16 protein-coding genes are annotated in these 22,840 nt (G+C 69.8%); 1 reads left to right on the forward strand and 15 read right to left on the reverse strand.

What is annotated here, in order from left to right; genetic code table 11:
* Positions 1-807: hypothetical protein (locus GQQ92_RS16620; protein WP_407922081.1), on the forward strand; the 807-nt coding region annotated here is incomplete at its 5' end.
* Positions 808-847: 40 nt separating this feature from the next.
* Here GQQ92_RS16620 and GQQ92_RS13435 read toward each other — a convergent pair.
* The 15 genes from GQQ92_RS13435 to rpoB form a co-directional block, all read right to left on the reverse strand.
* Entirely contained in the window at positions 848-2,125 is a 1,278-nt protein-coding gene (locus GQQ92_RS13435; RefSeq protein WP_156999821.1) for a hypothetical protein, read from the reverse strand.
* A 116-nt stretch (positions 2,126-2,241) separates the two neighbouring features.
* Positions 2,242-3,051: a hypothetical protein gene (locus GQQ92_RS13440; protein WP_156999822.1), complete on the reverse strand. Its 810-nt coding sequence runs from the start codon at positions 3,049-3,051 to the stop codon at positions 2,242-2,244.
* Positions 3,048-3,725 (reverse strand): hypothetical protein, encoded by a 678-nt coding sequence (locus GQQ92_RS13445; RefSeq protein ID WP_156999823.1) that lies wholly within the window; start codon positions 3,723-3,725, stop codon positions 3,048-3,050. Before GQQ92_RS13445 ends, GQQ92_RS13440 begins: the two co-directional genes overlap by 4 nt.
* Before the next feature lie 56 nt (positions 3,726-3,781).
* Positions 3,782-4,837 (reverse strand): type IV pilus assembly protein PilM, encoded by a 1,056-nt coding sequence (gene pilM / locus GQQ92_RS13450; RefSeq protein WP_156999824.1) that lies wholly within the window; start codon positions 4,835-4,837, stop codon positions 3,782-3,784.
* Between the two features lie 107 nt (positions 4,838-4,944).
* Positions 4,945-5,841, reverse strand: coding sequence for a prepilin peptidase (locus GQQ92_RS13455; RefSeq protein WP_156999825.1), 897 nt, complete (start codon positions 5,839-5,841; stop codon positions 4,945-4,947).
* Complete coding sequence (locus GQQ92_RS13460) at positions 5,841-7,631, reverse strand: hypothetical protein (protein WP_156999826.1); 1,791 nt, start codon at positions 7,629-7,631, stop codon at positions 5,841-5,843. Before GQQ92_RS13460 ends, GQQ92_RS13455 begins: the two co-directional genes overlap by 1 nt.
* Positions 7,628-8,335: a type IV pilus modification PilV family protein gene (locus tag GQQ92_RS16625; RefSeq protein ID WP_197738262.1), complete on the reverse strand. Its 708-nt coding sequence runs from the start codon at positions 8,333-8,335 to the stop codon at positions 7,628-7,630. The genes GQQ92_RS13460 and GQQ92_RS16625 overlap by 4 nt, the downstream gene beginning before the upstream one ends.
* A complete protein-coding gene (locus GQQ92_RS13465; protein ID WP_156999827.1) occupies positions 8,332-9,774 on the reverse strand; it encodes a type IV pilus modification PilV family protein in 1,443 nt (480 codons plus the stop codon). Before GQQ92_RS13465 ends, GQQ92_RS16625 begins: the two co-directional genes overlap by 4 nt.
* A gap of 90 nt (positions 9,775-9,864) precedes the next feature.
* Entirely contained in the window at positions 9,865-10,290 is a 426-nt protein-coding gene (locus tag GQQ92_RS16945) for a prepilin-type N-terminal cleavage/methylation domain-containing protein (RefSeq protein WP_156999828.1), read from the reverse strand.
* A gap of 215 nt (positions 10,291-10,505) precedes the next feature.
* Positions 10,506-11,738: a type II secretion system F family protein gene (locus tag GQQ92_RS13475; protein ID WP_156999829.1), complete on the reverse strand. Its 1,233-nt coding sequence runs from the start codon at positions 11,736-11,738 to the stop codon at positions 10,506-10,508.
* Positions 11,738-13,177, reverse strand: coding sequence for a type IV pilus twitching motility protein PilT (locus GQQ92_RS13480; protein ID WP_232057698.1), 1,440 nt, complete (start codon positions 13,175-13,177; stop codon positions 11,738-11,740). Before GQQ92_RS13480 ends, GQQ92_RS13475 begins: the two co-directional genes overlap by 1 nt.
* Before the next feature lie 25 nt (positions 13,178-13,202).
* Positions 13,203-14,873, reverse strand: a complete 1,671-nt coding sequence (locus tag GQQ92_RS13485) for a GspE/PulE family protein (RefSeq protein ID WP_156999830.1) — start codon at positions 14,871-14,873, stop codon at positions 13,203-13,205.
* A gap of 94 nt (positions 14,874-14,967) precedes the next feature.
* Positions 14,968-15,147, reverse strand: coding sequence for a hypothetical protein (locus tag GQQ92_RS13490; RefSeq protein ID WP_156999831.1), 180 nt, complete (start codon positions 15,145-15,147; stop codon positions 14,968-14,970).
* 192 nt (positions 15,148-15,339) lie between these two features.
* Entirely contained in the window at positions 15,340-19,236 is a 3,897-nt protein-coding gene (gene rpoC, locus GQQ92_RS13495) for a DNA-directed RNA polymerase subunit beta' (RefSeq protein ID WP_156999832.1), read from the reverse strand.
* A 43-nt stretch (positions 19,237-19,279) separates the two neighbouring features.
* On the reverse strand, positions 19,280-22,768 hold the full coding sequence (gene rpoB, locus GQQ92_RS13500) for a DNA-directed RNA polymerase subunit beta (RefSeq protein WP_156999833.1): 3,489 nt from the start codon (positions 22,766-22,768) through the stop codon (positions 19,280-19,282).
* Between the last annotated feature and the right edge of the window lie 72 nt (positions 22,769-22,840).

A 22,840-nucleotide genomic window follows, 5' to 3' on the forward strand; every position in this document is an offset into this window, starting at 1 on the left:
CCCCGACGTCCGGCAGCCGGTCCGCGCCGTACGCCCGGTCGCCGCGCGCTCCGGCGTCGCGCGGCCGTGCTCGGCGGCGTGCTCGCCGCCGGGCTCGCGGTGTCGCTGCTCGCCGGATGCGCGAAGGCGCCGCCCGCACCCTCGCCGCCCGCGGGCGTCGACCTCGAGTCCTTCGACCAGGCCGAGGGCAACGGCCTCTGGCTCGTCGCGGCCGACGACATCGCCGCCGAGGTCCTCGCGGCCGTGCGCGCCGCCGGACCGGTGCACGCGAGCGGAACCTTCACCGAGACGACTCGGTCCGACCCCGAATCCGACCTGGTCCGCGGGCGCGCGCTCGAGCTCGACTACCGCGGGCGCGCCGGCTCCTTCGACGCCCGCGTGCGCTCCGGCGGCACTTCGGCGCGCATCGTCGTCGACGGAGGAACCGCGCATGTGCTGGGCAACGAGGCGTACGCGACATCCATCGACGCCCCCGACACCGCGGGCGTCGTGGTGTGCACCGTCGGCGCCGAACCCGTGGTCGACCGCTGGGACCCGCTGCTCGATCCGGTCGACCTCGTCTCGGCACTGCTCGGCGGCGCCCCGCTCGCGGTGAGCGAGCCCGCAGGCGACGAGGAGCAACTCGACATCGTGATCGGCGAGGGCGCCGCGCTGGGCGTGCTCTCGGTCGAGCGCTACGGGCCGCCGCTGCCGCGCACGTACACCGCCGCCGACGAGACCGGCGACGCGACCTTCGAGTTCGCCGACTGGGGCGTCGAGGCCGACCCCGCGCCGGCGGCCGCCGAGCTCGCCTGCCCCGGGGGCTGAGCGCCAGCCCTCCCCCGCGGCGAGGGCCCGACCGCCGCGATCAGACGGCGGACGTCGGCCCGGCGAGCTTCGGACCCGCCGCGAGCTCGCGGTCGTACGCCTCGACGGCGAGCCGATTGCGCTCGGTGACCGTGCGGCCGCGGGCGGCGATCCATCCGCCGAACCAGATCGGGATCTCGCGGGCGATGACCCCCGCCGCGATCGCGAAGGGATCGAGCCAGCGCTGCGAGATGAAGGTCTCGGCCTCGTCGAAGGTGAGCGTCCACGCCTGCACGGTGAGGAGCGAGGCGCCGATGTACGAGAAGTACACGAGCACGCCGACCAGGAGTCCGAAGACCGCGTAGACCCACCACGGCCCGCGGTTCACGATCGCCGCGAGCAGCGCGAACGCGAGGAACACGGCGACGACCGGAAGCCAGAACACCGCGCTGCCGAGGAAGGAGACGAACACGTCGGTCGCACGCGCCGAGTCGCCCCGCCCGAGGAGCAGGAGGTACGAGACCGCCCCGTAGATGATCGCGAACGCGACGGCGCCGATCGCGGCGACGAGCGCGCCGAAGGCCCGATTGCCCTTCGCCTTGGGCGGCACGGGGGCCTGCACGTAGATGGTCTGCGGCTGCGGCGCGACCGGGGGCGCCGCGAGGGTCGCCGCACCGGCGGCCGCGGCGGCCTCCTCGGGCGTCGGCGGCACGTACGTCTCACGTCGCACGCTGTCGGCCGCGACCGGTTCGGGCAGCGCCTCGGGGGTGTCGGATGCCGCGTCGACGTCGTGCTCGACGAGCACCGCCTCGGCGGGCGTGCGCTCCGGTTCGAGGGGGGCCGGCTCGGACGGGACGGGCTCGACCGGCGCCGGCTCGGACGGGGTCACGAGCGGTTCCTCGGATGCCGCGGCGCCGGCGTTCGCCCGCTGCACGGCCTCGTCGAGACGGGCGGTGCGAGCGGCCTCGGCGTCGTCGACCGAGTCGGCGACGGGCTCTTCCACGGGCTCGGGCGCGTCGAAGATCGTCGCGGGCGCGCGCTCGGGCTCCGGCTCCTCGACCGGCTCGGGAGCGGCCGCGACGTCGTCGACGGCATCGGGCTCGGGCTCGGGCTCGGCGGCCACGGGCTCGGGTGCCGGCTGGAAGACCGGCTCGGGCGCGGCATCCGCCGGCGCCTCGGACTCGTCGGGCGCCGCCGCGAGGTCGGGCTCGTGCTCGTCGGGCGCCGCCTCGTCGAGGGGCGCGTCGGCCGCCTGCGCGGTGCTCGGCGTCTCGGTCGCGTCGCCCTCGTCGGCCGGGAACGCGCCGGAGTCGTCGGGGTCCTTCGTCGTGTCGCTCATCATCGCGCTCCTTCCGGGCGCCACGCACCCGCGGTCGGTCGGCTCATGCTAGCAACGGTCGCCGCACGCGCCCGGGAGCGCGCGCGGAGCATCTTCGAGCCCGTGGCGCGCGCCGCCTACTCCGCCGCCGCCTGCTGCGCGCCCAGGTCGTCCTGCGTCGACGCCGCCTCCTCGGCGTTCACGAGCGAGAAGATGTACCCGCCGATGCGCGCCTGGTGCCCGGGGATCGTGGGGGCCGGCGCGGCCTCCTCCGAGCCGTCGCCGCCCGCGGAATCCTCGGCGGTCGCATTCGGGTCGGTCGCCTCGACGCTCACCTCGAACTCGTTCACGAGCATGAGGCGCTCCCCCGTCTGGAGCCCGTGCACGAACTCCAGGATGTTCGGGTACGCGCCCGAGACCTCGAGCCCGATCTGCATCGTCGCGAAGTTGGCGGGCGTCAGCAGGGCGGATGTCGCGGATCCGACGGGTGCGGCGGACGCGGAGCCCGAGGCATCCGCCGTCTCCCCCTCGGCACCCGATCCGTCGTCGGCCTCGCCGGCGGCATCCGCCCCGACCTCGGCAGGGGGCGCGACCACGTAGGCCGCAGGGTCGCTCACGGTGATGCGCTCGATCGCGACGCCCGTCGACGTCGCGAGCGCGTTGAGCTGGTCGATGAACTCGGGGACGCCGGTTCCGGAGGGCACGGATGCCGCGGCCACCGCCCACTCGGCCTGCAGTTCGGTCTCGTTGCCGGCGTCCGCCTCGAGCTGGTCGAGCACGGCCCGTTCCCGGGCGTTCTGGGCGTCGATGCCGACCTGCTGCGCCTGGACCGCCGCGAGCGAGGCGAGCTGCGGCTGGATGCCGACGAACCAGGCCAGGAGCAGGATCGCGACCATCGCCGCGACCGAGCCGATCACCCACATGCGGTTGCGTGCGTTCATGCTCATTCACCGTCCTTCTGGGCGTCGGTCTCGCCGGCCGTGTCGGACGCCGCCTCCGGCGTCTCGGCGAACCGGTTCGTGAAGACCTCGTCGTCGATGTGCATCGTGATGTTGACGGTGTACGTGCCGTCGTCGTTGGCGCTCGTCTCGCCGGGAAGCGCGTCGGCGTATCCGGGCAGGTCGGCGAGGCCCTCGAGCCAGCGCGGCACGTCGGGGAGGGTCGGGCTCGTCGCGGTGAACGCGATCGTCGCGACCCTGGCCCCCTGGAGCGGCGCGGTGGCCTGCGCGTACGCCGCCATGGGCGTCGCGGAGTCGATGTCGGCCTGCGTGACGACGACGCCCGCGGGGAGCGTGGCCTGCACCTGCTGGAGGTAGTCGCGCCAGTCGATCTCGGTCGAGGCGCCGATCTCCTGCGCCGCCGCGACGATCGTGACGTTGCTGCGCAGTTCGCGGATCTCGCCGTACTCGGTCTGCTGCAGCAGCAGGTCGGTCGTCGCCTGCTGCGAGAGCGCGAGCTGCACGGCGGCCTGCACCTGCAGCGCGAAGACCGCGCCGATGGCGACGGCGGCGACCACGGCGGTGCCGATGATGCCGAGGACGAGGCCCCGCCGCATCCGCCGGTCGCCGCGTTCGGTGCGGATCTCCTCCGGCAGCAGGCTCGCCCGGGGTTCGGCGGCCACGATCGCATCGGCGGCGCGACCGCGTGCGCCGCGGCCGTCCTGCCCGCCCCGGGCGCTCACGCCGCACTCCCGAGCGCGAGGCCGACGGCGACGGCCATGTGCCGCGGATCGCCCGCGAGGCCGGCCTTCTCGATGCGATGCCCGAGCTTGACGGCGGCGAGCACGTCGACGTGCTCGACCGGGAGCCGGGTGAGCTCGCCGAGCGCGGTCGCGAGTCCCTTGAGATGCGCGCCTCCCCCGGTGAGCAGCACCCGGGTGACGGGATCGTCGGGATGGGAATTCTGGTAGTACGCGATCGTGTTGCGGATCGCCGCGAGCTGGCCGCGCACGACGCCCGCGATGACCTCGACCGCCTGCCGCCCGTCGGCGCTCTCGGCGTCGGTGACACGCAGGCCGAGCTCGCGCTTGATGGACTCGGCCGTCGCCGGATCGGAGTCCAGCTCCTTCAGCACCTCGGCGGTGACCGTGTTGCCGCCCGTGTGCACGATGCGCACGAACTGCACCACGCCGTCGCTCACGACGAGCGTCGTCGTCGTCTCGGCCCCGATGTCGACCACGGCCACCGTGCTCGTGATGCCGGCGCGCGTCACGAGCGACCTCGTCAGCGCGAACGGGATCAGGTCGACGTCGGTGGCCTTGAGGCCCGCGCCCTGCACGGCGCGCACGTTGCCGAGCACCACGTCCTTCGGCGCGGCGATGAGCAGGCCCTTGACGACGGGCCCCTGCTCGCTCGTGCCCTCGGACTTCGGGTAGAAGTCGAGCACCGCGTCGGCGAGCGCCATCGGCAGCACGTCGCGCGCTTCGAACTGCAGCGAGTCGCGGATCTGCGCGAGCGGTGCGCGGCGCACCGTGAAGTCGCGGGCGAGCACGCGTTCGCCGCCGATGCCGAGCACCACGTCCTTCGTGGTGAATCCGCCGAGCGACCAGAGGGAGCGCACCGCCGCGGCGACGGTGTTGGGTTCGCGCACCTCCCCGCCGACGACGGCGCCCTCGGGCACCGTGATCTCGGCGTAGTGGGTGAGCACGGGGGTCTTGCGGCCGCCCGCGTCGGCGATCTCCGCCGCACGGATCGAGCCGTTGCCGATGTCGATGCCGGCGAGTGTTCGTGCCATCTCGGGTTCCTTCGTTCGGGTCGTGCGGGGTGTTCGGGTGGTGCCGGGGCGGGGTGCCGAGTCGCCCATCTCTGTCCAAAGTCGGGCGCCTCGGGGTGGGGTCTCGCTCAGCCGAATCCGGCGAGGGCGAGGTACCACGTCGCGACGGGTTCGCCGACGACGATGCCGACCCAGGCGCCGAGCAGCATCCACGGGCCGAACGGGATCGCGGTGCGTTGGCCGGCCCGACGGGTGACGAGCAGCACCAGGCCGGCGAGCCCGCCGAGCAGGAACGCGGCGAACGCGCCCACGGCGAGCTCGGCCCAGCCGAAGTACGCGAGCACGAGGCCGAGCACCCCGGCGAGCTTCACGTCGCCCAGGCCGAGTCCGCCGCGTGAGACGATCGCGAGCACGAGGTAGAGGGTGAAGAGGCCGACGCCGCCCAGCAGGGCGCGACCGATCGCGGCCGGGTCGCCCGCGACGAGGGATGCCGCGACCACGAGTCCGCCGAGCAGGATCGCCGCCCACGCGACGATCACGTTCGGCAGCCGCTTCGTGTCGAGGTCGATGAGGGCGAGGGCGATGCTGACGCCGGCCAGGACGAGCATGATCGCGAGGTCGAGCAGGGAGTGCGCGAGCCCGGCGGTCGTGCTGGCAGGCGTACCCACGCCCGCGTCGCCGACCTGCCCGCCCGGCAGCGTCGCGCCGAACGCGACCCACGCCGCGATGGCCGCGAACGCGAGCCCGGTGAAGAGCTCGACGAGCGGATACCTCGCCGAGATCGGCGCCCCGCAGTCGCGGCAGCACCCGCGCAGCACGAGCCACGAGAGCACCGGCACGTTGTCGCGCGGGCGGATCTCGGAGTGGCACTCGGGGCACGCGCTCGGCGGCGCGACGACCGACCGGCCCGCCGGCACGCGGTAGACGACGACGTTGAGGAACGACCCAATCGCGAGGCCGAGCACGCCGACGGCCGCGACGAGGAACGCGGGCAGGGCGGCGGCGAGGGTCGCGACGGCGGGCATCAGTTCGGCGCTCCCGTCGACGTGAAGGCGGGCGCGGTGGACGAGAACTGGGTCACGCCGTACGTCGTCGACGTGGGGGTGAGGAACTTCGGCGGGGCGATCGTCTTGAAGCGCGTGTCGTAGTTGTAGTCCTTGTCGTATCCGCCGCCGTTGTAGACGATGCCGCGGAACTTCTGCGCGATCGCCCCGTTGACGATGAGATCCCCTCGCTTCGAGCCGACGCTGTAGTTCTGTACCTGGAAGACGTGCGCGACTGAGATCATCGCCGCATCGATTCGGCGGTTTCCCGTGCCGTACGGATTGATCGCGGTGCTGCTGCGCATCGGGTTCCAGACCCAGACCGAGTTCTGGCCGACGAGCCCCAGGATCGAGTCGGTCGACGGCACGTACTTGAGGTCGCCCGTGATGTAGACGACCGTCGCCGAGATCGTGACGGCGCCCTTGAGGTCGCCTCGGACGAACACGTCGCCGCGCCTGCAGTCATAGGACGGGTTGGCATCGGTCGAGACCGGCGACGCCGGGATCGTCTCGGTCGAGGCCGTGGTATTGCCGAAGTACGGGAAGCCGATACGCGGCCAGGCGTTCGTGCCCTGACGGAACTGCCACCCGCTCGTCCGGCCCGAACCGACGCAGGTGAACCGTGGGGGGAGGTACGACGTGCTGGTCGGCCGGTTGGGGTCGGCCGGCCCGGTGGCTGACGGCACGTCCTGCACGTAGATCAGGTTCTGGTCGAGCACCGGAATGGTCGCGCCGGCGTAGGAGTTCAGATCGGCGATCCGTCCGCAGGTATTCGGGCTCTGGGACGCGATGCCGGTCGTGTACGACGGCTGCGTGACGCGCGTCCACGGTGAGATCACGGTCATCGTGCCGCCCGAGTTGAAGGTGATCACGGTGGGCCCGGTGTACAGGCAGCCCGGTCGCGCAACGGTGTCGGGCAGGTCGACGCGGGTCTCGTTCTCCATCTCCTGGTTCGTCGGCGGCATGCCCACCGTCGACGTGGAGACGGGTGCGCCCTGGTTGAAGTTCGGAGTCCCCGATCCGCAGGACGAGTAGTTCGGCGTGCGCGGGTCGGCGGTCGTGACGCTGCCGTTCCAATCGGACCCGCCGCAGATGAGCATGCGATCGTCGGAGTGCGCCGGCCCGTTCATCTCGTCCTCGTTGCGGAACTGGATGTCGACGCAGCCGGGAGGGCGGCCACCCTCCCAATCGTGGCGGATGGGCGAGCAGGTGCCGGTGTTGTACATGGGGTCGCCGAACTCGTAGTCCGTGTACCAGAGGTAGTCGATGAAGCCCTTCTGCTTGATGCTCACGATGATGCTGCGCACCGCGGTGCCGACCTTGCCCGTGGAGCGCACGCGGATCACACCCGTCCGGTCGAAGTTGGAGTTGTCGACCTCGTAGCGGAAGCTCGCCCGCCCGCCCGACCCCGCGACGCTCGCCCACGGTGCGCCCGCCGCCACATTGAACGCCGGGTTCGCCGGCTTGGCGGGCGGCACGGGCAGCGCCACCGAGCTGCCGCTGGCCGTCGAGAACGCCGACGCGGGGTTGCCGTACCTGAAGTAGCTCGCGTCATTCGAGAGACGGCTCGTGTACTCGTCGGCGCCCGCATAGGCGGCCGCGAGCGCGGCGCTGGTGTCGTTGTCGGTCGCGGCCTTGCGGAGGCCCGCGAGCGACCAGCTCGCCCCGATCGCGATGAGGATCAGGAGCACGAGCGAGATGCCGAGCACCGTCAGGAGCGCGGCCCCCCGTTCGTCGTCACGGGCCGGTCGCACACGCGTGTCGAGATTCATGATGGCTCCCGGAGGCCGAGGTTGGCGAGGGGGATGCGGGCCGTGATGACGACCGGCGCCGCCGTGAGGTCGTCGGGCGGCACCATGCTCACCCGCACGCCGATCTCGCTGACCCCGGCGCGCTGGGTGGCGTTCAAGCCGGCGACCGGTGTCGTGATCGGGTTGCCGACGGCGTCGTAGTACGTGAACAGCGCGGTACCCGTGGTGAGGGTTCCCCCAAGGAGGCGCACGGACGCCGGCGCCACCGTCGTCGGATCCGTGCCCGCGAAGACCCATGTGCTGCCAGACGCTGTCGGAATCCACCGTCGTTCCTGCAATTGACCGGCGGCCGTGCGCGAGAACTCGATGAGCGTGGGCTTGGTGGGTCGCCCACCCGTCTCAGCCGTCGGTGAGACGCCGACCGTCGCCATGAGCACGAGTCGTGTCGAGGTCGCCGCGAGGATCGCCGGATCGGGGTCGGTCGTGCCCGACCTGGGATTCGTCGTCGCGAACCGGATGACCGCGCCGAGCTCGTTCGCGGCGTTCGAGGCGTTGCCGGTCGACTCGTGCACCGCACCGGCCTGATGCGTGCCCTTCACGGTCGCGATGTAGATGTTCGCGATCATCGTGAGCACGATGCCCATCAGGATCACCGCGACGAGCAGCTCGACGAGGCTGAAGCCCGCGTCGTCGCTCGCAAGACGCCGACGGATGCCGCGGATCACGGCGCCACCCCGCGCGGGTCGAGGGCGAACCCTCCGTCGGTGTTCGGCACGACGCCGGGCGTCCTGAGCGTGACGCCGGTCTTCAGCACGTTCGACTCGGCCGGTGTCGCCGTGGCGGTCGCCGTGACGGCATAGAGCTTCCAGCTTCCGAACGGAAGCGCGACGCGGGCCGCGACCGTCGTCGAAGCGAGCACCGACCCGAAGTTGTACTGCAGCGTCGAGCCGGTGCACGCGGGCTGGCCGGTTGCGACCGGAGCCGATTGCCGAACCGCGATGAGGAACGTGCGAGCGTCGTTGGCGCTCCCACTCGGCCGAAGCACATCGACCAGCCCCATCGGCACATCGAGGTCGGTGGAGGTGCCGCCCGGCGCCGCACTCTGGAGCGGTGACCGCGAGCCGACGAGCGGCGGAGTCGCCGTGGTCGGTGGCCACGCCTGCGGGTCGTGCACGGTGCACGTGGCGGTGGTCGGGCCGGCGAACGCCTGATAGCCGATCTGCCAGGGATGCAGCTCCTTCGTCCACGAGCCGATACCGGCGGCCGGAGCCGTCACGGCCGATTCGACGACCGGCGACGGGTAGGCCCAGACGCCGTTCGAGTTGATGAACGTCGTCACGAGTTCGTTCGGGTACTCGATCCTCCGGGCGGGCACGGCTGGGGTCTGCGTGGGCAGGCGGAGTGCGTTCGAGGCGTAGCGCAGCGGGAACGTGCCGCGAAGGTCGTACTGGAACGCGGCCGACGCCGACGCACCGGCGACGATGACCACGCTCTTCGTCGGAGCCGAGACCTGGTCGATATCGAGATAGTTCGGGCGGCTGGGCCTGACCGTGTACGTTCCGGGCGCGACGCCGAGCACGAAGCTGCAGCCCTCGGCATCGGTCGGTTCGAGGGCGACTCCCGTACCGGGTGTGATCGTGAACGAGACGCCCGGCTCGCCCAGTCCGTCGGCACCCTTGATCGAGACGAGGAGCGTGCCCTTCGCGGGATCGTTGATGCGGGATGCGGGTGCGAGCAGCGTATCGGTGCGTGCGGGGATGCCGGTCGGGCCCATGTTGGTCCACGTGACCGTGACGTTCACGCGCTTGTACTGCAGCGTGCCGGCGGCGATCGAGCAGGGGGCGTCGGTGCCGGCCGTGCTGATCCAGGAGGTCGACCGCTGGATCGAATAGGTCTCGCCGTCCTGGGTGACCGGCGTCGTCTCGGTGAGCACCTTGAACGGGTCGCCGATCGCGCGCACCTTGTCGATCTCCTGCGAGGCGAGGTTGAGCGCGATCTGGCGCGCCTTGCTGTCGCGGGTGTTCGCGAGGGTGAACGTGAGCGAGTACGCGACGCTCAGGGCGACGATCGCGAAGACGAGCATCGCGACGAGCACCTCGACGAGGCCCATCCCCGCATCGTCTGCGGGGTGGGCCTCGTCGAGGGCTGCGGTGCGTGCGAACACGTGGGTCCTTCGGGCTTCGGGTTTGCCGTCAGTGGGTGGAGCGGGTGGTGGCGGGGCGCCGTTGGGGTCGGCGCCCCGCCGTCGAGCGAGCTAGCAGCCGTTCTCCGCGACTTCTGTCGATTCCGTGATGTGGAACTCGTTGCCGGCCCCACTTGTCGCCTCAATACAGAACGACGCGGACGTCGGAGTGCCGCTGAAGAGCGCGGCTGAATCCAACCCATCACTCTCGACGTAGCCGAAGTTCCCGAGCGATGTCGAAAGGGGTGTAGCGGGTGCCGCAGCATCGGGATCGTCCGCCCAATACGCAATCGTTGCAATCTTTGCGTTGGTCAGGTCCGACTGGGCAGCTGAATCACGCGCCCCGTTCTGCAGCCCGATGTACACGGGGATGGCGATCGCCACGAGGATGCCGATGATGATGACGACGACCAGGAGCTCGATGAGCGTGAAGCCCTTGTCCTCGTCCTTGAGTTGGGTGCGTCGCTGCTCGAGCGACTCCAGGATCCGCTTGATCACGGTGATTCCATTCTGTCGGGTTTCACCCGGTGGGAGGCCGGCTGTGAGGTGAGTCTAGGAACGCGGAATCACCGCCATAAGTCCCCCGATGGGTGACATTTATCCCTGATCAGACCCCCTTTTCGAGGGTCAATGCATACGCATGGACACCATGACGGAGAGCCCGATCAGGATCGGGCTGTCGGGGCATCCGCCGCCGTGTCGAGGGCTGCGCGTCAGCCGCCCTGCACCGCCGTGGCGATCGAGAAGATGGGCAGGTAGAGCGCGATGACCATGCCGCCGATCACGACGCCCAGAAGGGCGATCATGAGCGGCTCGATGGTGGCGGTGAGCTGCTCGGAGGCCGTCTCGACCTCCTGCTCGTAGAACTCGGCGACCTTGTCGAGCATGGGCTCCAGCGCGCCCGAGTCCTCGCCCACCGAGACCATCTGCGTGACCATGGGCGGGAACACCTGCTCCGCGGCGAGCGGCGCCGCGAGCGAACTGCCCTTGCGCACCTGCTCGCCGACACGGTCGAGCGCCTGCTCGATGACCCAGTTGCCCGAGGTCTCGCCGACGATCTTGAGCGACTGCAGGATGGGCACGCCCGCGCCCGTCATGTTCGACAGGTTTCGGGCGAAGCGCGCGATGGCGACCTTGCGGGCGAGCGGGCCGAACACGGGCGCCCGCAGCTTCCACGGGTCGATCGCGCGGCGCACTCGCGCCGTATGGCGGTTCTGCGACCACCAGAACCACGACGCGAGCCCGACCACGAGCAGCACCGGCAGGATCCAGACCATCTGCTCCGAGACGGTCACGAGGAGCTGCGTCGGCCAGGGCAGGTCGCTGCCGAGCCCGTCGAACATGTCCTTGAAGATCGGCACGATGAACACGAGCATGCCGATCACGGCGAGCACCGCCATGATGAGCACGATGACCGGGTAGGTGAGCGCCGAGCGGATGGCCGCGCGGAGCTTGACCTCCTTCTCGAACGTCTCGGCCACCGAGGCGAGCGCCCGGTCGAGGAATCCGCCCGTCTCGCCCGCACGCATCATGCTGATCATGATCGGCGGGAACGTGTGCTCGAACGCGGCGAACGACTCGGAGACGGATGACCCGCGCTCGACCTCGTCGCGCACCTTCGTGAGGATGCGCTGCAGGTTCTTCGACGAGGTCTGCGACTCGAGCACCGACAGGGTGCGCAGGATCGACAGGCCCGCGCCGATCATCGTCGCCATCTGGCGCGCCATGACCGCGAGGTCCTTCAGCGCCACCTGGTCGGAGCCGCCGCCGAACGAGATCTCGCGCTGCAGGCCCGTGCCGGGCGGCGCCTCCTCGATCGAGACGGGCGCGAGGCCCATGACCGCCAGGCGCCCCGCCACGGAGGACTCGCTCGCGGCATCCATTCGGCCCTTGACGATCTTGCCGGCCGTGTCGCGGCCGACGTACGTGTACTGCGCGGTCGCCATCAGCGGACCCCCTTCGTGAACCCGTCGCCGAAGTCGATCTCGCCGAGCGACGGCGCGTTCGTGCGCGTCACGTCGCCGCTGCGCCGCACCAGCTGCTCGAACGCGTCGGGATCGTGCGCCTTCTCGAGGGCGACCCGGCGCGTGATGACCGCGGCGTCGACGAGGGCCGCGAGCGACTGGTCCATCGTCTGCATGCCGAGATCGCGGCCGCCGAGCATCGCGGACGCGACCTGGAACGTCTTGCCCTCGCGGATCAGGTTCGCGATCGCCGGCGTCATCACGAGCACCTCCGTCGCGATCGTGCGCCCCTCGCCCGTCGCGCGCCGCACGAGCGTCTGGCAGACGATGCCCTGCAGCGTCGCCGCGAGCTGCTGGCGCACCTGCCCCTGCTGATGCGGCGGGAACACGTCGATGATGCGGTCGATCGTCTGCGGGGCGTCCTGCGTGTGCAGCGTCGCGAACACGAGATGGCCCGTCTCCGCCGCGGTGAGCGCCGCCGAGATCGTCTCGAGGTCGCGCAGCTCGCCGATCAGGATCACGTCCGGGTCCTGCCGCAGCGCGAACTTCAGGGCCGACGCGAAACTGTGCGTGTCGGGCCCCACCTCGCGCTGGTGCACGATCGACCGCTTGTGCTCGTGCAGGAACTCGATCGGATCCTCGACCGTGATGATGTGGTCGGCCCGCGTGCGGTTCACGAGGTCGATGAGCGCCGCGAGCGTCGTCGACTTGCCCGACCCCGTCGGACCCGTCACGAGCACGAGCCCGCGCGGCAGCGTCGCGAACTGCTCCACCGTCTTCGGCACGCCGAGCGAGGCGAGGTCCTTGATGTCGGCCGGCACGAGTCGGAACGCCGCCCCCATCGCCCCCCGATGCATCGAGTAGTTCACGCGGAACCGCTGCTCGGGCGACACCGCGAACGAGAAGTCGAGCTCGAGATCGCGCTCGAACACCGCGAGCTGCTCCGCCGTGAGCAGGCTCGTCAGGGCCGTGCGCACGCGCTCGGCATCCCACGCGGGGCCCGTCGCCTGTCGGAGGCCCCCGTCGATGCGGAACGTCGGCGCAGCGCCCACCGCGATGTGCAGGTCTGACACCGCCGGCAGCTGCACCTGACGCAGCGCGCCGACGATCGCCGCGTCGGCCGCGGCGAGCGCCGCCTCCTCGGCCGGCGTCAGCGGCACCACCGAGGCCGTGCGCCCCGTCTCGTCCCACGTCGGCACCGCCCGACGCCCCTCGGGGATGATCGGCAGCATGCCCGGGTCGGGCTCGGGGCCCTGCCCCTCCGGCCAGACGTGCTTCGGCTCGAGATCCTGCACGGCGGGGGCCATCGGGCCCGCGCCGAGCAACGTCGACGCGACGTCGGAGCCGCCGCCCGCGGCATCCGTCGCCCATCCGGCCGCCTCGAACGGCTCGTCGGCCCAGCGCTGCTCAGGTGCGTCCATGCGCGTGCCCCTCTCCCCGCGGTCGCTAGATCGCGACCCGCAGGACCTCTTCGATCGAGGTGACGCCGTCGCGCACCTTCGCCCAGCCGTCCTCCCGGAGCGACCGCATGCCGTTGCGGCGCGCCGTCGAACCGATCTCGCTCGCCGCCGCACGCGCCACCGCGAGCCGCTCGAGCTCCTCGTCGACCTCCATGACCTCGTGCAGCGCGATGCGGCCCCGGTACCCCGTCTTCGCGCACGCCTGGCAGCCGACGGCCGCGAAGATCTCGGGCATGCCCTCGCCCGGCGCGAGCTCGAAGCGCATCGCCGCGAGCTCCTCGACCGTGACCTCGACAGGCGCCTTGCACCGGTCGCACAACCGCCGCGCCAACCGCTGCGCCACCACGCAGTCGACCGCCGACCCCACCAGGAACGGCTCGACGCCCATCTCGGTCAGGCGCACCACCGCGCTCGCGGCATCGTTCGTGTGCAGCGTCGACAGCACGAGGTGACCGGTGAGGGATGCCTCGATCGCGATCTGCGCCGTCTCGCGGTCGCGGATCTCGCCGACGAGCACGATGTCGGGATCAGACCGGAGGATGCTGCGCAGCGCGCTCGCGAACGTCAGCCCCGCCTTCGTGTTCACCTGCACCTGGTTGATGCCGTTCATGCGGTACTCGACCGGGTCCTCGACCGTGATCACGTTGACCTCCGACCGGGCCACCGCATTGAGCGTCGCGTACAGCGTCGTCGACTTGCCCGACCCCGTCGGGCCCGTGACCAGGATCATGCCGTGCGGCTTGCGGTACGAGCGCTCGTACACCGCCCGATTGCCCTCGCTCAGGCCGAGATCCTGCAGATCCAGACTCGCGTGCGAGTTGTCGAGGATGCGCATGACGACCTTCTCGCCCCACACCGTCGGCAGCGTCGCCACGCGCACGTCGATCTTGCGGCCGCCGACGACCGCCGACATCCGCCCGTCCTGCGGCTTGCGCCGCTCGGCGATGTCGATGTCGGCCATGATCTTCAGCCGCGAGATCACGCCGCTCTGGATGCTCTTCGGCGCGCTCTGCATCTCGTGCAGCACCCCGTCGATGCGGTACCGCACCCGCAGCGCGTGCTCCTGCGGCTCGATGTGGATGTCGGATGCCGCGTCCGCGATCGCCTGCGACACGAGCACGTTGACCAACCGCACGATCGGCGCATCGTCGTCGGCGTCCGCGACCTGGAACGTCTCGGTGAGGGATGCCTCGGCCTCGCCCTCGAGCGTCGTCGCCAGGTCGAGCAGCTCCTCGTCGGCCCGGTGGTAGCGGTCGATCATGCTGAGCAGCTCGGCCCGATCGGCGACGACCGGGCTCACCGTCAGCCCCGACTCGACCCGCACGTCGTCGAGCGCGAACACGTCGCCCGGGGTCGCCATCGCGAGGATGATCGCGTCGCCCGCCACGGCGATCGGCAGCACCGAGTGCCGCCGGCACGTCGCCGGGCCCACGAGGTCGACCGCCTCCTGCTCGACCGGGTACTCGAGCAGGTCGTCGATGAAGGGCACCCCCGCCTGCGCCGCACGCGCCCGCTGCAACTGCCGCTCCGTGATGAGGCCGCGCGTCACCAGCGAACGCACCGCGCGCTCGTCGGAATCGTCGATCGACGTGATCTCGTGCAGGTGCTCGTAGGGCACGTCGCCCTGCAGGATCAGGATCTCTCCGAGGACGGCCATCGTCGCTCCGCACGATCGGTCGGAGCGGCCGTCGGGTCGACCACCGCACCGAGGTGTGAAGCACGCGGATCGGGTTCCGCGTGTGGCGGCAACACTAGGTTCGGCGTCGCGCGGCCGTCAGTCCCCAGAGCGGGGGCCTCCCCAACGGGGCGCAGCGCACCGCGGCATCCGCCCACCCCGCGGCATCCGCCCGCCCCGCGGCATCCGCCCACCCCGCAGCATCCGCCCGCCCCGCGGCATCCGCCCGCCCCGTGGCATCCGCCCGTTGTGGCATCCGCCCGTTGTGGCAATTCAGGTGCGGAGGCGTGTCGCACCCCCGACTGGCCGCACCCGAAGGCGACACGCCGGGTGCGAACCTGAATTGGCTGCCAGGCGGGGCGGGATGAGGGGCGGGCAGCACGGGCCGGAGACGCCGAACGGCCCCCGATCCGTGAGGTTCGGGGGCCGTTCGTGGAGCGATTCGCGCCTAGCTGTAGTTGCCGGGCGTGAAGTCGTCGTTCGAGAACGCGTCGAAGTCGACGAAGCTCAGGTCGCCCTCGGTGAACGCGGCGTCGTCGGTGAAGATGCGGTTCGGGTACCGCTCCGCCTTCGCCTCCTCGGTCGCCTCGACCGCGACGTTCCGGTACTTGTTCAGACCGGTGCCCGCGGGGATCAGCTTGCCGATGATCACGTTCTCCTTGAGGCCGACCAGCGGGTCGGACTTGCCCTCCATGGCGGCCTGCGTGAGCACGCGGGTCGTCTCCTGGAAGGACGCGGCCGAGAGCCACGACTCGGTCGCCAGCGAAGCCTTGGTGATACCCATGACCTCCTGACGGGCCGAGGCCGTCTTCTTGCCCTCGGTGAGCGTGGCGCGGTTGATCTCGTTGTACTTCGACCGGTCGACCAGCTCGCCGGGGAGCAGGTCGGTGTCGCCGTGGTCGACGACGGTGACCTTGCGGAGCATCTGGCGGACGATGACCTCGATGTGCTTGTCGTGGATCGGCACACCCTGCGAGCGGTAGACGCCCTGCACACCGTCGACGAGGTGCTTCTGCACCTCGCGCACGCCCTTGACCCGGAGGACCTCCTTGGGGTCGACCGTGCCGACGATGATCTGCTGACCGAGCTCGACGTGCTGTCCGTCTTCGACCAGGAGGGTCGAACGCTTGAGCACGTTGTACGCGATCGGCTCGTCGCCGTTGTCGGGCGTGAGGATGACCTTGCGCTGACGGTCGGACTCGTCGATGGTGATGCGACCGGCGGCCTCGACGATGGGCGACGCACCCTTGGGGGTACGCGCCTCGAAGAGCTCCTGCACGCGGGGAAGACCCTGCGTGATGTCGTCGGCCGAGGCCGAACCACCGGTGTGGAAGGTACGCATCGTGAGCTGCGTGCCGGGCTCGCCGATCGACTGGGCCGCGATGATGCCGACGGCCTCGCCGATGTCGACGAGCTTGCCGGTCGCGAGCGAACGGCCGTAGCACTTCGCGCACACACCGACCGCGGACTCGCAGGTCAGGACCGAGCGCACCTTGATCGACTCGACGCCGGCCGCGATGAGCTTGTCGATGAGCACGTCGCCCACGTCTTCGCCCGCCTCGGCGACGACCTCGCCCTTCTCGTTCACGGCGTCGGCCGCGAGCGAACGGGCGAACACCGAGTTCTCGACGTTCGGGTCGCGCACGAGGACGCCCTCGGAGTCGGCCGCACCGATCGGAAGGCTGAGGCCCTTGCCGGTGCCGCAGTCCTCTTCGCGGATGATGACATCCTGCGAGACGTCGACGAGACGACGCGTGAGGTAGCCCGAGTCGGCGGTACGGAGGGCCGTGTCGGCCAGACCCTTGCGGGCACCGTGCGTCGCGATGAAGTACTCCGCCACCGACAGACCCTCGCGGTACGAGGAGATGATCGGACGGGGGATGATCTCACCCTTCGGGTTGTTCACGAGACCACGCATACCGGCGATGTTGCGAACCTGGAGCCAGTTACCACGGGCGCCCGACGTGACCATGCGGTTGATGGTGTTGTCGGTCGGGAAGTTCTCCTGCATGGCCTTGGCGACCTCGTCGGTGGCCTTCGTCCAGATCTGGATGAGCTCCTGACGACGCTCGGCGTCGGTCGTGAGGCCCTTCTCGAACTGCGACTGCACCTTCGCGGCGAGCTTCTCGTAGCGGCCGACGATCTCGCCCTTGGTGGGGGGCGTGATGATGTCGGACAGCGCCACGGTGACGCCCGAGCGGGTCGCCCAGCGGAAGCCGGCGTCCTTGATGCGGTCGAGGGTCGCGGCGACCTCGGTCTTCGGGTAGCGCTCGGCGAGGTCGTTGACGATCGCCGAGATCTGGCCCTTGCCGGCCTGCTCGTTGAAGAACGGGTAGTCGACCGGGAGCGCCTCGTTGAACAGCGCGCGACCGAGCGTGGTCTCCATGAGGAACGGCTTGCCCTCGACGAAGTTCTCGGGGGCCTCGCCCTCGGCGAAGTGCACGCCGTCGAGACGGATGCGCACCTTCGCGTTGAGGTCGAGCGCGATCTCGCCCGGACGGTTCTGGTCGAACGCGAGGATGGCCTCGGAGATCGACGAGAACGCGCGGCCCTCGCCGGCGGCGCCGGGCTTCTCGGTCGTCAGGTGGTGCAGGCCGATGATCATGTCCTGCGAGGGCAGGGTCACCGGGCGGCCGTCGGACGGCTTCAGGATATTGTTCGACGCGAGCATCAGGATGCGCGCCTCGGCCTGGGCCTCGACGGACAGCGGCAGGTGCACGGCCATCTGGTCGCCGTCGAAGTCCGCGTTGAACGCGGCGCAGACGAGCGGGTGGAGCTGGATGGCCTTGCCCTCGACGAGCTGCGGCTCGAACGCCTGGATGCCGAGACGGTGCAGGGTGGGTGCACGGTTCAGCAGCACGGGGCGCTCGCGGATGATCTCTTCGAGGACGTCCCACACGTGCGGGTTCGAACGCTCGACCATGCGCTTGGCGGCCTTGATGTTCTGAGCGTGGCTCAGGTCGATCAGGCGCTTGATCACGAACGGCTTGAAGAGCTCGAGCGCCATCTGCTTGGGCAGACCGCACTGGTGCAGCTTCAGCTGCGGGCCGACGACGATGACCGAACGGCCCGAGTAGTCGACGCGCTTGCCGAGCAGGTTCTGGCGGAAGCGACCCTGCTTGCCCTTGAGCATGTCGCTCAGGGACTTGAGGGCGCGGTTGCCGGTGCCGGTGACGGGGCGTCCGCGGCGGCCGTTGTCGAACAGCGCGTCGACGGCCTCCTGCAGCATCCGCTTCTCGTTGTTGACGATGATCTCGGGGGCGCCGAGGTCGAGCAGACGACGAAGACGGTTGTTGCGGTTGATCACACGACGGTAGAGGTCGTTGAGGTCGGAGGTCGCGAAGCGGCCGCCGTCGAGCTGCACCATCGGGCGCAGCTCCGGCGGGATCACCGGAACGACGTCGAGCACCATCGCGGCGGGCGAGTTGCCCGTCTGCAGGAAGGAGCTCACGACACGCAGGCGCTTGATGGCGCGGATCTTCTTCTGACCCTTGCCCTCGGCGATCTGCAGGCGCAGGTCTTCGGCCTCGGCCGCGAGGTCGAACGCGAGGAGGCGCTTCTTGATGGCCTCGGCGCCCATGTAGGCGTCGAAGTACATGCCGAAGCGGTCCTGGAGCTCGTGGAACACCGAGTCCTCGGGCTTGAGGTCGCCGACCTTGAGGGTGCGGAAGTCCTCCCACACGCGCTCGAGGTGCGCGATCTGCTCGTCGCCCGACTTGCGGACGCCGGTCATCTCCTTGTCGGCGGCGGCCTCGGCCCGCTTGCGCACGTCGGACTTGGCGCCCTCGGCCTCGAGGGCCGCGAGGTCGTCCTCCTTGCGCTTCATGAGCTCGGCGATGCGCGCGTCGCGCTGGTCGCCGATCGTCTTGATCTCGAGGCGGATCTCGTTCTCGAGACCGGGCATGTCGGCGTGACGCCCGTCTTCATCGACATCGATGACCATGTAGGCCGCGAAGTAGATGACCTTCTCGAGGTCCTTGGGCGCCATGTCGAGTAGGTACCCGAGGCGCGAGGGCACGCCCTTGAAGTACCAGATGTGGGTCACGGGAGCGGCGAGCTCGATGTGGCCCATGCGCTCGCGACGGACGGAGGACTTGGTGACCTCCACGCCGCAGCGCTCGCACACGATGCCCTTGAAGCGGACGCGCTTGTACTTGCCGCACGCGCACTCCCAGTCACGGCTCGGTCCGAAGATCTGCTCACCGAACAGACCGTCCTTCTCGGGCTTCAGGGTGCGGTAGTTGATGGTCTCGGGCTTCTTGACCTCACCGTAGGACCACTTGCGGATGTCCTCTGCCGTGGCCAGACCGATGCGAAGCTCGTCAAATGTGGTTGCGTCGAGCAATTTCTCTCCTTGGAAAGTCTCTGTAGTCGTCTACTGGCCAGGCTTAGATCTCGTCGATGTTCGACGACTCGAAGCGCGCGGAGATGTTGATGCCGAGCTCTTCCGCAGCGCGGAAGGCCTCGTCATCGGTGTCGCGGAGGGAGACCGCGGTGCCGTCGGCCGAGAGGACCTCGACGTTCAGGCAGAGCGACTGCATCTCCTTCATGAGCACCTTGAAGGACTCGGGGATGCCGGGCTCCTGGATGTTCTCGCCCTTGACGATGGCCTCGTACACCTTGACGCGGCCGAGGATGTCGTCGGACTTGATCGTGAGGAGCTCCTGGAGCGCGTACGCGGCGCCGTAGGCCTCGAGGGCCCACACCTCCATCTCACCGAATCGCTGACCGCCGAACTGCGCCTTACCACCGAGCGGCTGCTGGGTGATCATCGAGTACGGGCCCGTCGAACGCGCGTGGATCTTGTCGTCGACGAGGTGGTGCAGCTTCAGGATGTACATGTAGCCGACCGAGACCGGGTACGGGAAGGGCTCGCCCGAGCGGCCGTCGAAGAGCTGCGTCTTGCCGCTCGAGTCGATGAGGCGCTCGCCGTCGCGGTTGGGGAGCGTCGAGTCGAGCAGACCCGCGATCTCCTCCTCGAAGGCGCCGTCGAACACGGGGGTCGCGACCTTGGTGCCGGGCGCGGCCTCGTGAGCCGCCTTGGGCAGCTTCTTGGCCCATGCCGGGTTGCCGTCGACCTTCCAGCCCTGCTTGGCGACCCACCCGAGGTGGGTCTCGAGCACCTGGCCGAAGTTCATTCGACCCGGGATGCCGAGCGGGTTCAGGATGACGTCGACCGGGGTGCCGTCGGCGAGGAACGGCATGTCCTCGACGGGCAGGATCTTCGAGATGACGCCCTTGTTGCCGTGGCGGCCGGCGAGCTTGTCGCCCTCGGTGATCTTGCGCTTCTGGGCGATGTAGACGACCACGCGCTGGTTGACGCCCGAGCCGAGCTCGTCGTCGTTCTCGGAGGAGAACTCCTTGACCGCGATGATCGTGCCCTGCTCGCCGTGGGGCACCTTGAGCGACGTGTCGCGCACCTCGCGGCTCTTCTCGTTGAAGATCGCGCGGAGGAGGCGCTCTTCGGCGGAGAGCTCGGTCTCGCCCTTCGGCGTGACCTTGCCGACGAGGATGTCGCCGGGGCGGACCTCGGCGCCGATGCGGATGATGCCGCGCTCGTCGAGGTCGGCCAGCAGGTCGGGGCTCACGTTGGGGAGGTCACGCGTGATCTCCTCCTTGCCGAGCTTCGTGTCGCGGGCGTCGACCTCGTACTCCTCGATGTGGATCGACGAGAGCACGTCGTCCTTCACGAGGTTCTGGCTGAGGATGATCGCGTCCTCGAAGTTGTGACCCTCCCACGGCATGAACGCCACGAGGAGGTTCTTGCCGAGCGCGAGCTCGCCGTTGTCGGTCGCGGGACCGTCGGCGATGACCTCGCCGACCTCGATGCGCTCACCGGCCGTGACGACGACGCGGTTGTTGTACGAGGTGCCCTGGTTCGAGCGGTCGAACTTGCGCAGGTAGTAGGTCTGCGTTCCGCCCTCGTCGAGCTGCACGGTGACGGCGTCGGCCGAGACCTCGGCGACGACACCGGCCTTGTCGGCGGTGACCACGTCGCCGGCGTCGACGGCCGCGTAGCCCTCCATGCCGGTGCCGACGAACGGCGAGTCGCTGCGCAGCAGCGGCACGGCCTGACGCTGCATGTTCGCACCCATGAGGGCGCGGTTCGCGTCGTCGTGCTCGAGGAACGGGATGAGGGACGTGCCGACCGACACCATCTGGCGCGGCGAGACGTCCATGTAGCCGATCTCGTCGGCGGGGATGAGGTCGACCTCGCCGCCGGTCTTGCGGGCGAGGACGCGGTCCTCCTGGAAGTGCCCGTCGGACTTGAGCGGCGCGTTCGCCTGGGCGATGACCTCGCCCGCCTCTTCCATCGCGGTGAGGTACTCGATCTCGTCGGTGACCTTGCCCGCGACGACCTTGCGGTACGGGGTCTCGATGAAGCCGAACGAGTTGATGCGCGCGAACGACGCGAGCGAGCCGATGAGGCCGATGTTCGGGCCTTCAGGGGTCTCGATCGGGCACATGCGGCCGTAGTGCGAGGGGTGCACGTCTCGCACCTCGACGCCGGCGCGGTCTCGCGAGAGGCCGCCGGGGCCGAGCGCCGAGAGGCGACGCTTGTGGGTCAGGCCCGCGAGCGGGTTGTTCTGGTCCATGAACTGCGAGAGCTGCGACGTGCCGAAGAACTCCTTGATCGCGGCGACGACGGGGCGCACGTTGATCAGGGTCTGCGGGGTGATCGCCTCGATGTCCTGCGTGGTCATGCGCTCGCGGACGACGCGCTCCATGCGGGACAGGCCGGTGCGGACCTGGTTCTGGATGAGCTCGCCGACCGCGCGGATGCGGCGGTTGCCGAAGTTGTCGATGTCGTCGACGTCGAGGCGCAGGTCGATGTCCTTGCCGTTGCGACGGCCGGGCAGCGTGGTGCGCTCGTCGTGCAGGGCGACGAGGTACTTGATGGTCGCGACGATGTCTTCGACGGTCAGCACCGAGTCGGTGAGGGGAGCCTCGAGGCCGAGCTTGTTGTTGATCTTGTACCGGCCGACCTTCGCGAGGTCGTAGCGCTTCGGGTTGAAGTAGAAGTTGTCGAGGAGCGCACGCGCGGCCTCGGCGGCGACCTGCTCGCCCGGACGGAGCTTGCGGTAGATGTCCTTGAGCGCCTCTTCCTTCGTGAGGATGTTGTCCTTCTCGAGGGTGAGGGCGATCGACTCGTAGCCGGCGAACTGCTCGAGGATCTCTTCGCTCGTGAGGCCGAGGGCCTTGAGGAACACGGTGACGCTCTGCTTGCGCTTGCGGTCGATGCGGACGCCGACCTGGTCGCGCTTGTCGATCTCGAACTCGAGCCACGCACCGCGGCTCGGGATGACGCGGGCGGAGTAGATGTCCTTGTCGGAGGTCTTCTCGGGCGTGCGCTCGAAGTAGACGCCGGGCGAACGGACGAGCTGCGAGACGACGACGCGCTCGGTGCCGTTGATGACGAAGGTGCCGCGCGCGGTCATGAGCGGGAAGTCGCCCATGAAGACCGTCTGCGTCTTGATCTCACCCGTGAGGTGGTTCATGAACTCGGCGTTCACGTAGAGCGGGGCGGAGAAGGTCTTGCCCTTCTCCTTGCACTCGTCGATCGTGTACTTCGGCGGCTCGAGCTCGGGGTTCGTGAACGAGAGCTGCATGGTCTCGCCGAGGTCCTCGATCGGGGAGATCTCCTCGAAGATCTCTTCGAGACCGGTCGCCTCGGGCAGGTCCGTGCGGCCGGCCTGGACGGCCTCCTCGACGCGCGCCTTCCACGCGTCGTTGCCGACGAGCCAGTCGAAGCTCTCGGTCTGCAGGGCCAGCAGGTCGGGTACGGTGAGGGTGTCGGTGACCTTGGCGAACGAGAGACGGCTTGCACCGCGTCCGTTCTTGGGAGTGGGCGTGGTCGCGTTGCGCGCAGCAGCCAAGTGAATAACCTCCATCGGCCCCGTCGGGCCGGTTCACTGTCGGTAGCGGAGAAAATTGCCCCGAGACGCGTG

It is taken from the genome of Agromyces terreus, from assembly GCF_009749465.1.
Classification (GTDB): domain Bacteria; phylum Actinomycetota; class Actinomycetes; order Actinomycetales; family Microbacteriaceae; genus Agromyces; species Agromyces terreus.

Excerpts from the sequence above, each read along its gene's own strand:
- GQQ92_RS13485 (WP_156999830.1), bottom strand. The coding sequence starts at position 14,873 with ATGGCCGTCCTCGGAGAGATCCTGATCCTGCAGGGCGACGTGCCCTAC.
- GQQ92_RS13490 (WP_156999831.1), bottom strand. The coding sequence starts at position 15,147 with ATGCCACAACGGGCGGATGCCACGGGGCGGGCGGATGCCGCGGGGCGG.
- GQQ92_RS13460 (WP_156999826.1), bottom strand. The coding sequence starts at position 7,631 with ATGAATCTCGACACGCGTGTGCGACCGGCCCGTGACGACGAACGGGGG.
- GQQ92_RS13475 (WP_156999829.1), bottom strand. The coding sequence starts at position 11,738 with ATGGCGACCGCGCAGTACACGTACGTCGGCCGCGACACGGCCGGCAAG.
- pilM (WP_156999824.1), bottom strand. The coding sequence starts at position 4,837 with ATGGCACGAACACTCGCCGGCATCGACATCGGCAACGGCTCGATCCGT.
- GQQ92_RS13480 (WP_232057698.1), bottom strand. The coding sequence starts at position 13,177 with ATGGACGCACCTGAGCAGCGCTGGGCCGACGAGCCGTTCGAGGCGGCC.
- GQQ92_RS13455 (WP_156999825.1), bottom strand. The coding sequence starts at position 5,841 with ATGCCCGCCGTCGCGACCCTCGCCGCCGCCCTGCCCGCGTTCCTCGTC.
- GQQ92_RS13435 (WP_156999821.1), bottom strand. The coding sequence starts at position 2,125 with ATGAGCGACACGACGAAGGACCCCGACGACTCCGGCGCGTTCCCGGCC.
- GQQ92_RS13440 (WP_156999822.1), bottom strand. The coding sequence starts at position 3,051 with ATGAGCATGAACGCACGCAACCGCATGTGGGTGATCGGCTCGGTCGCG.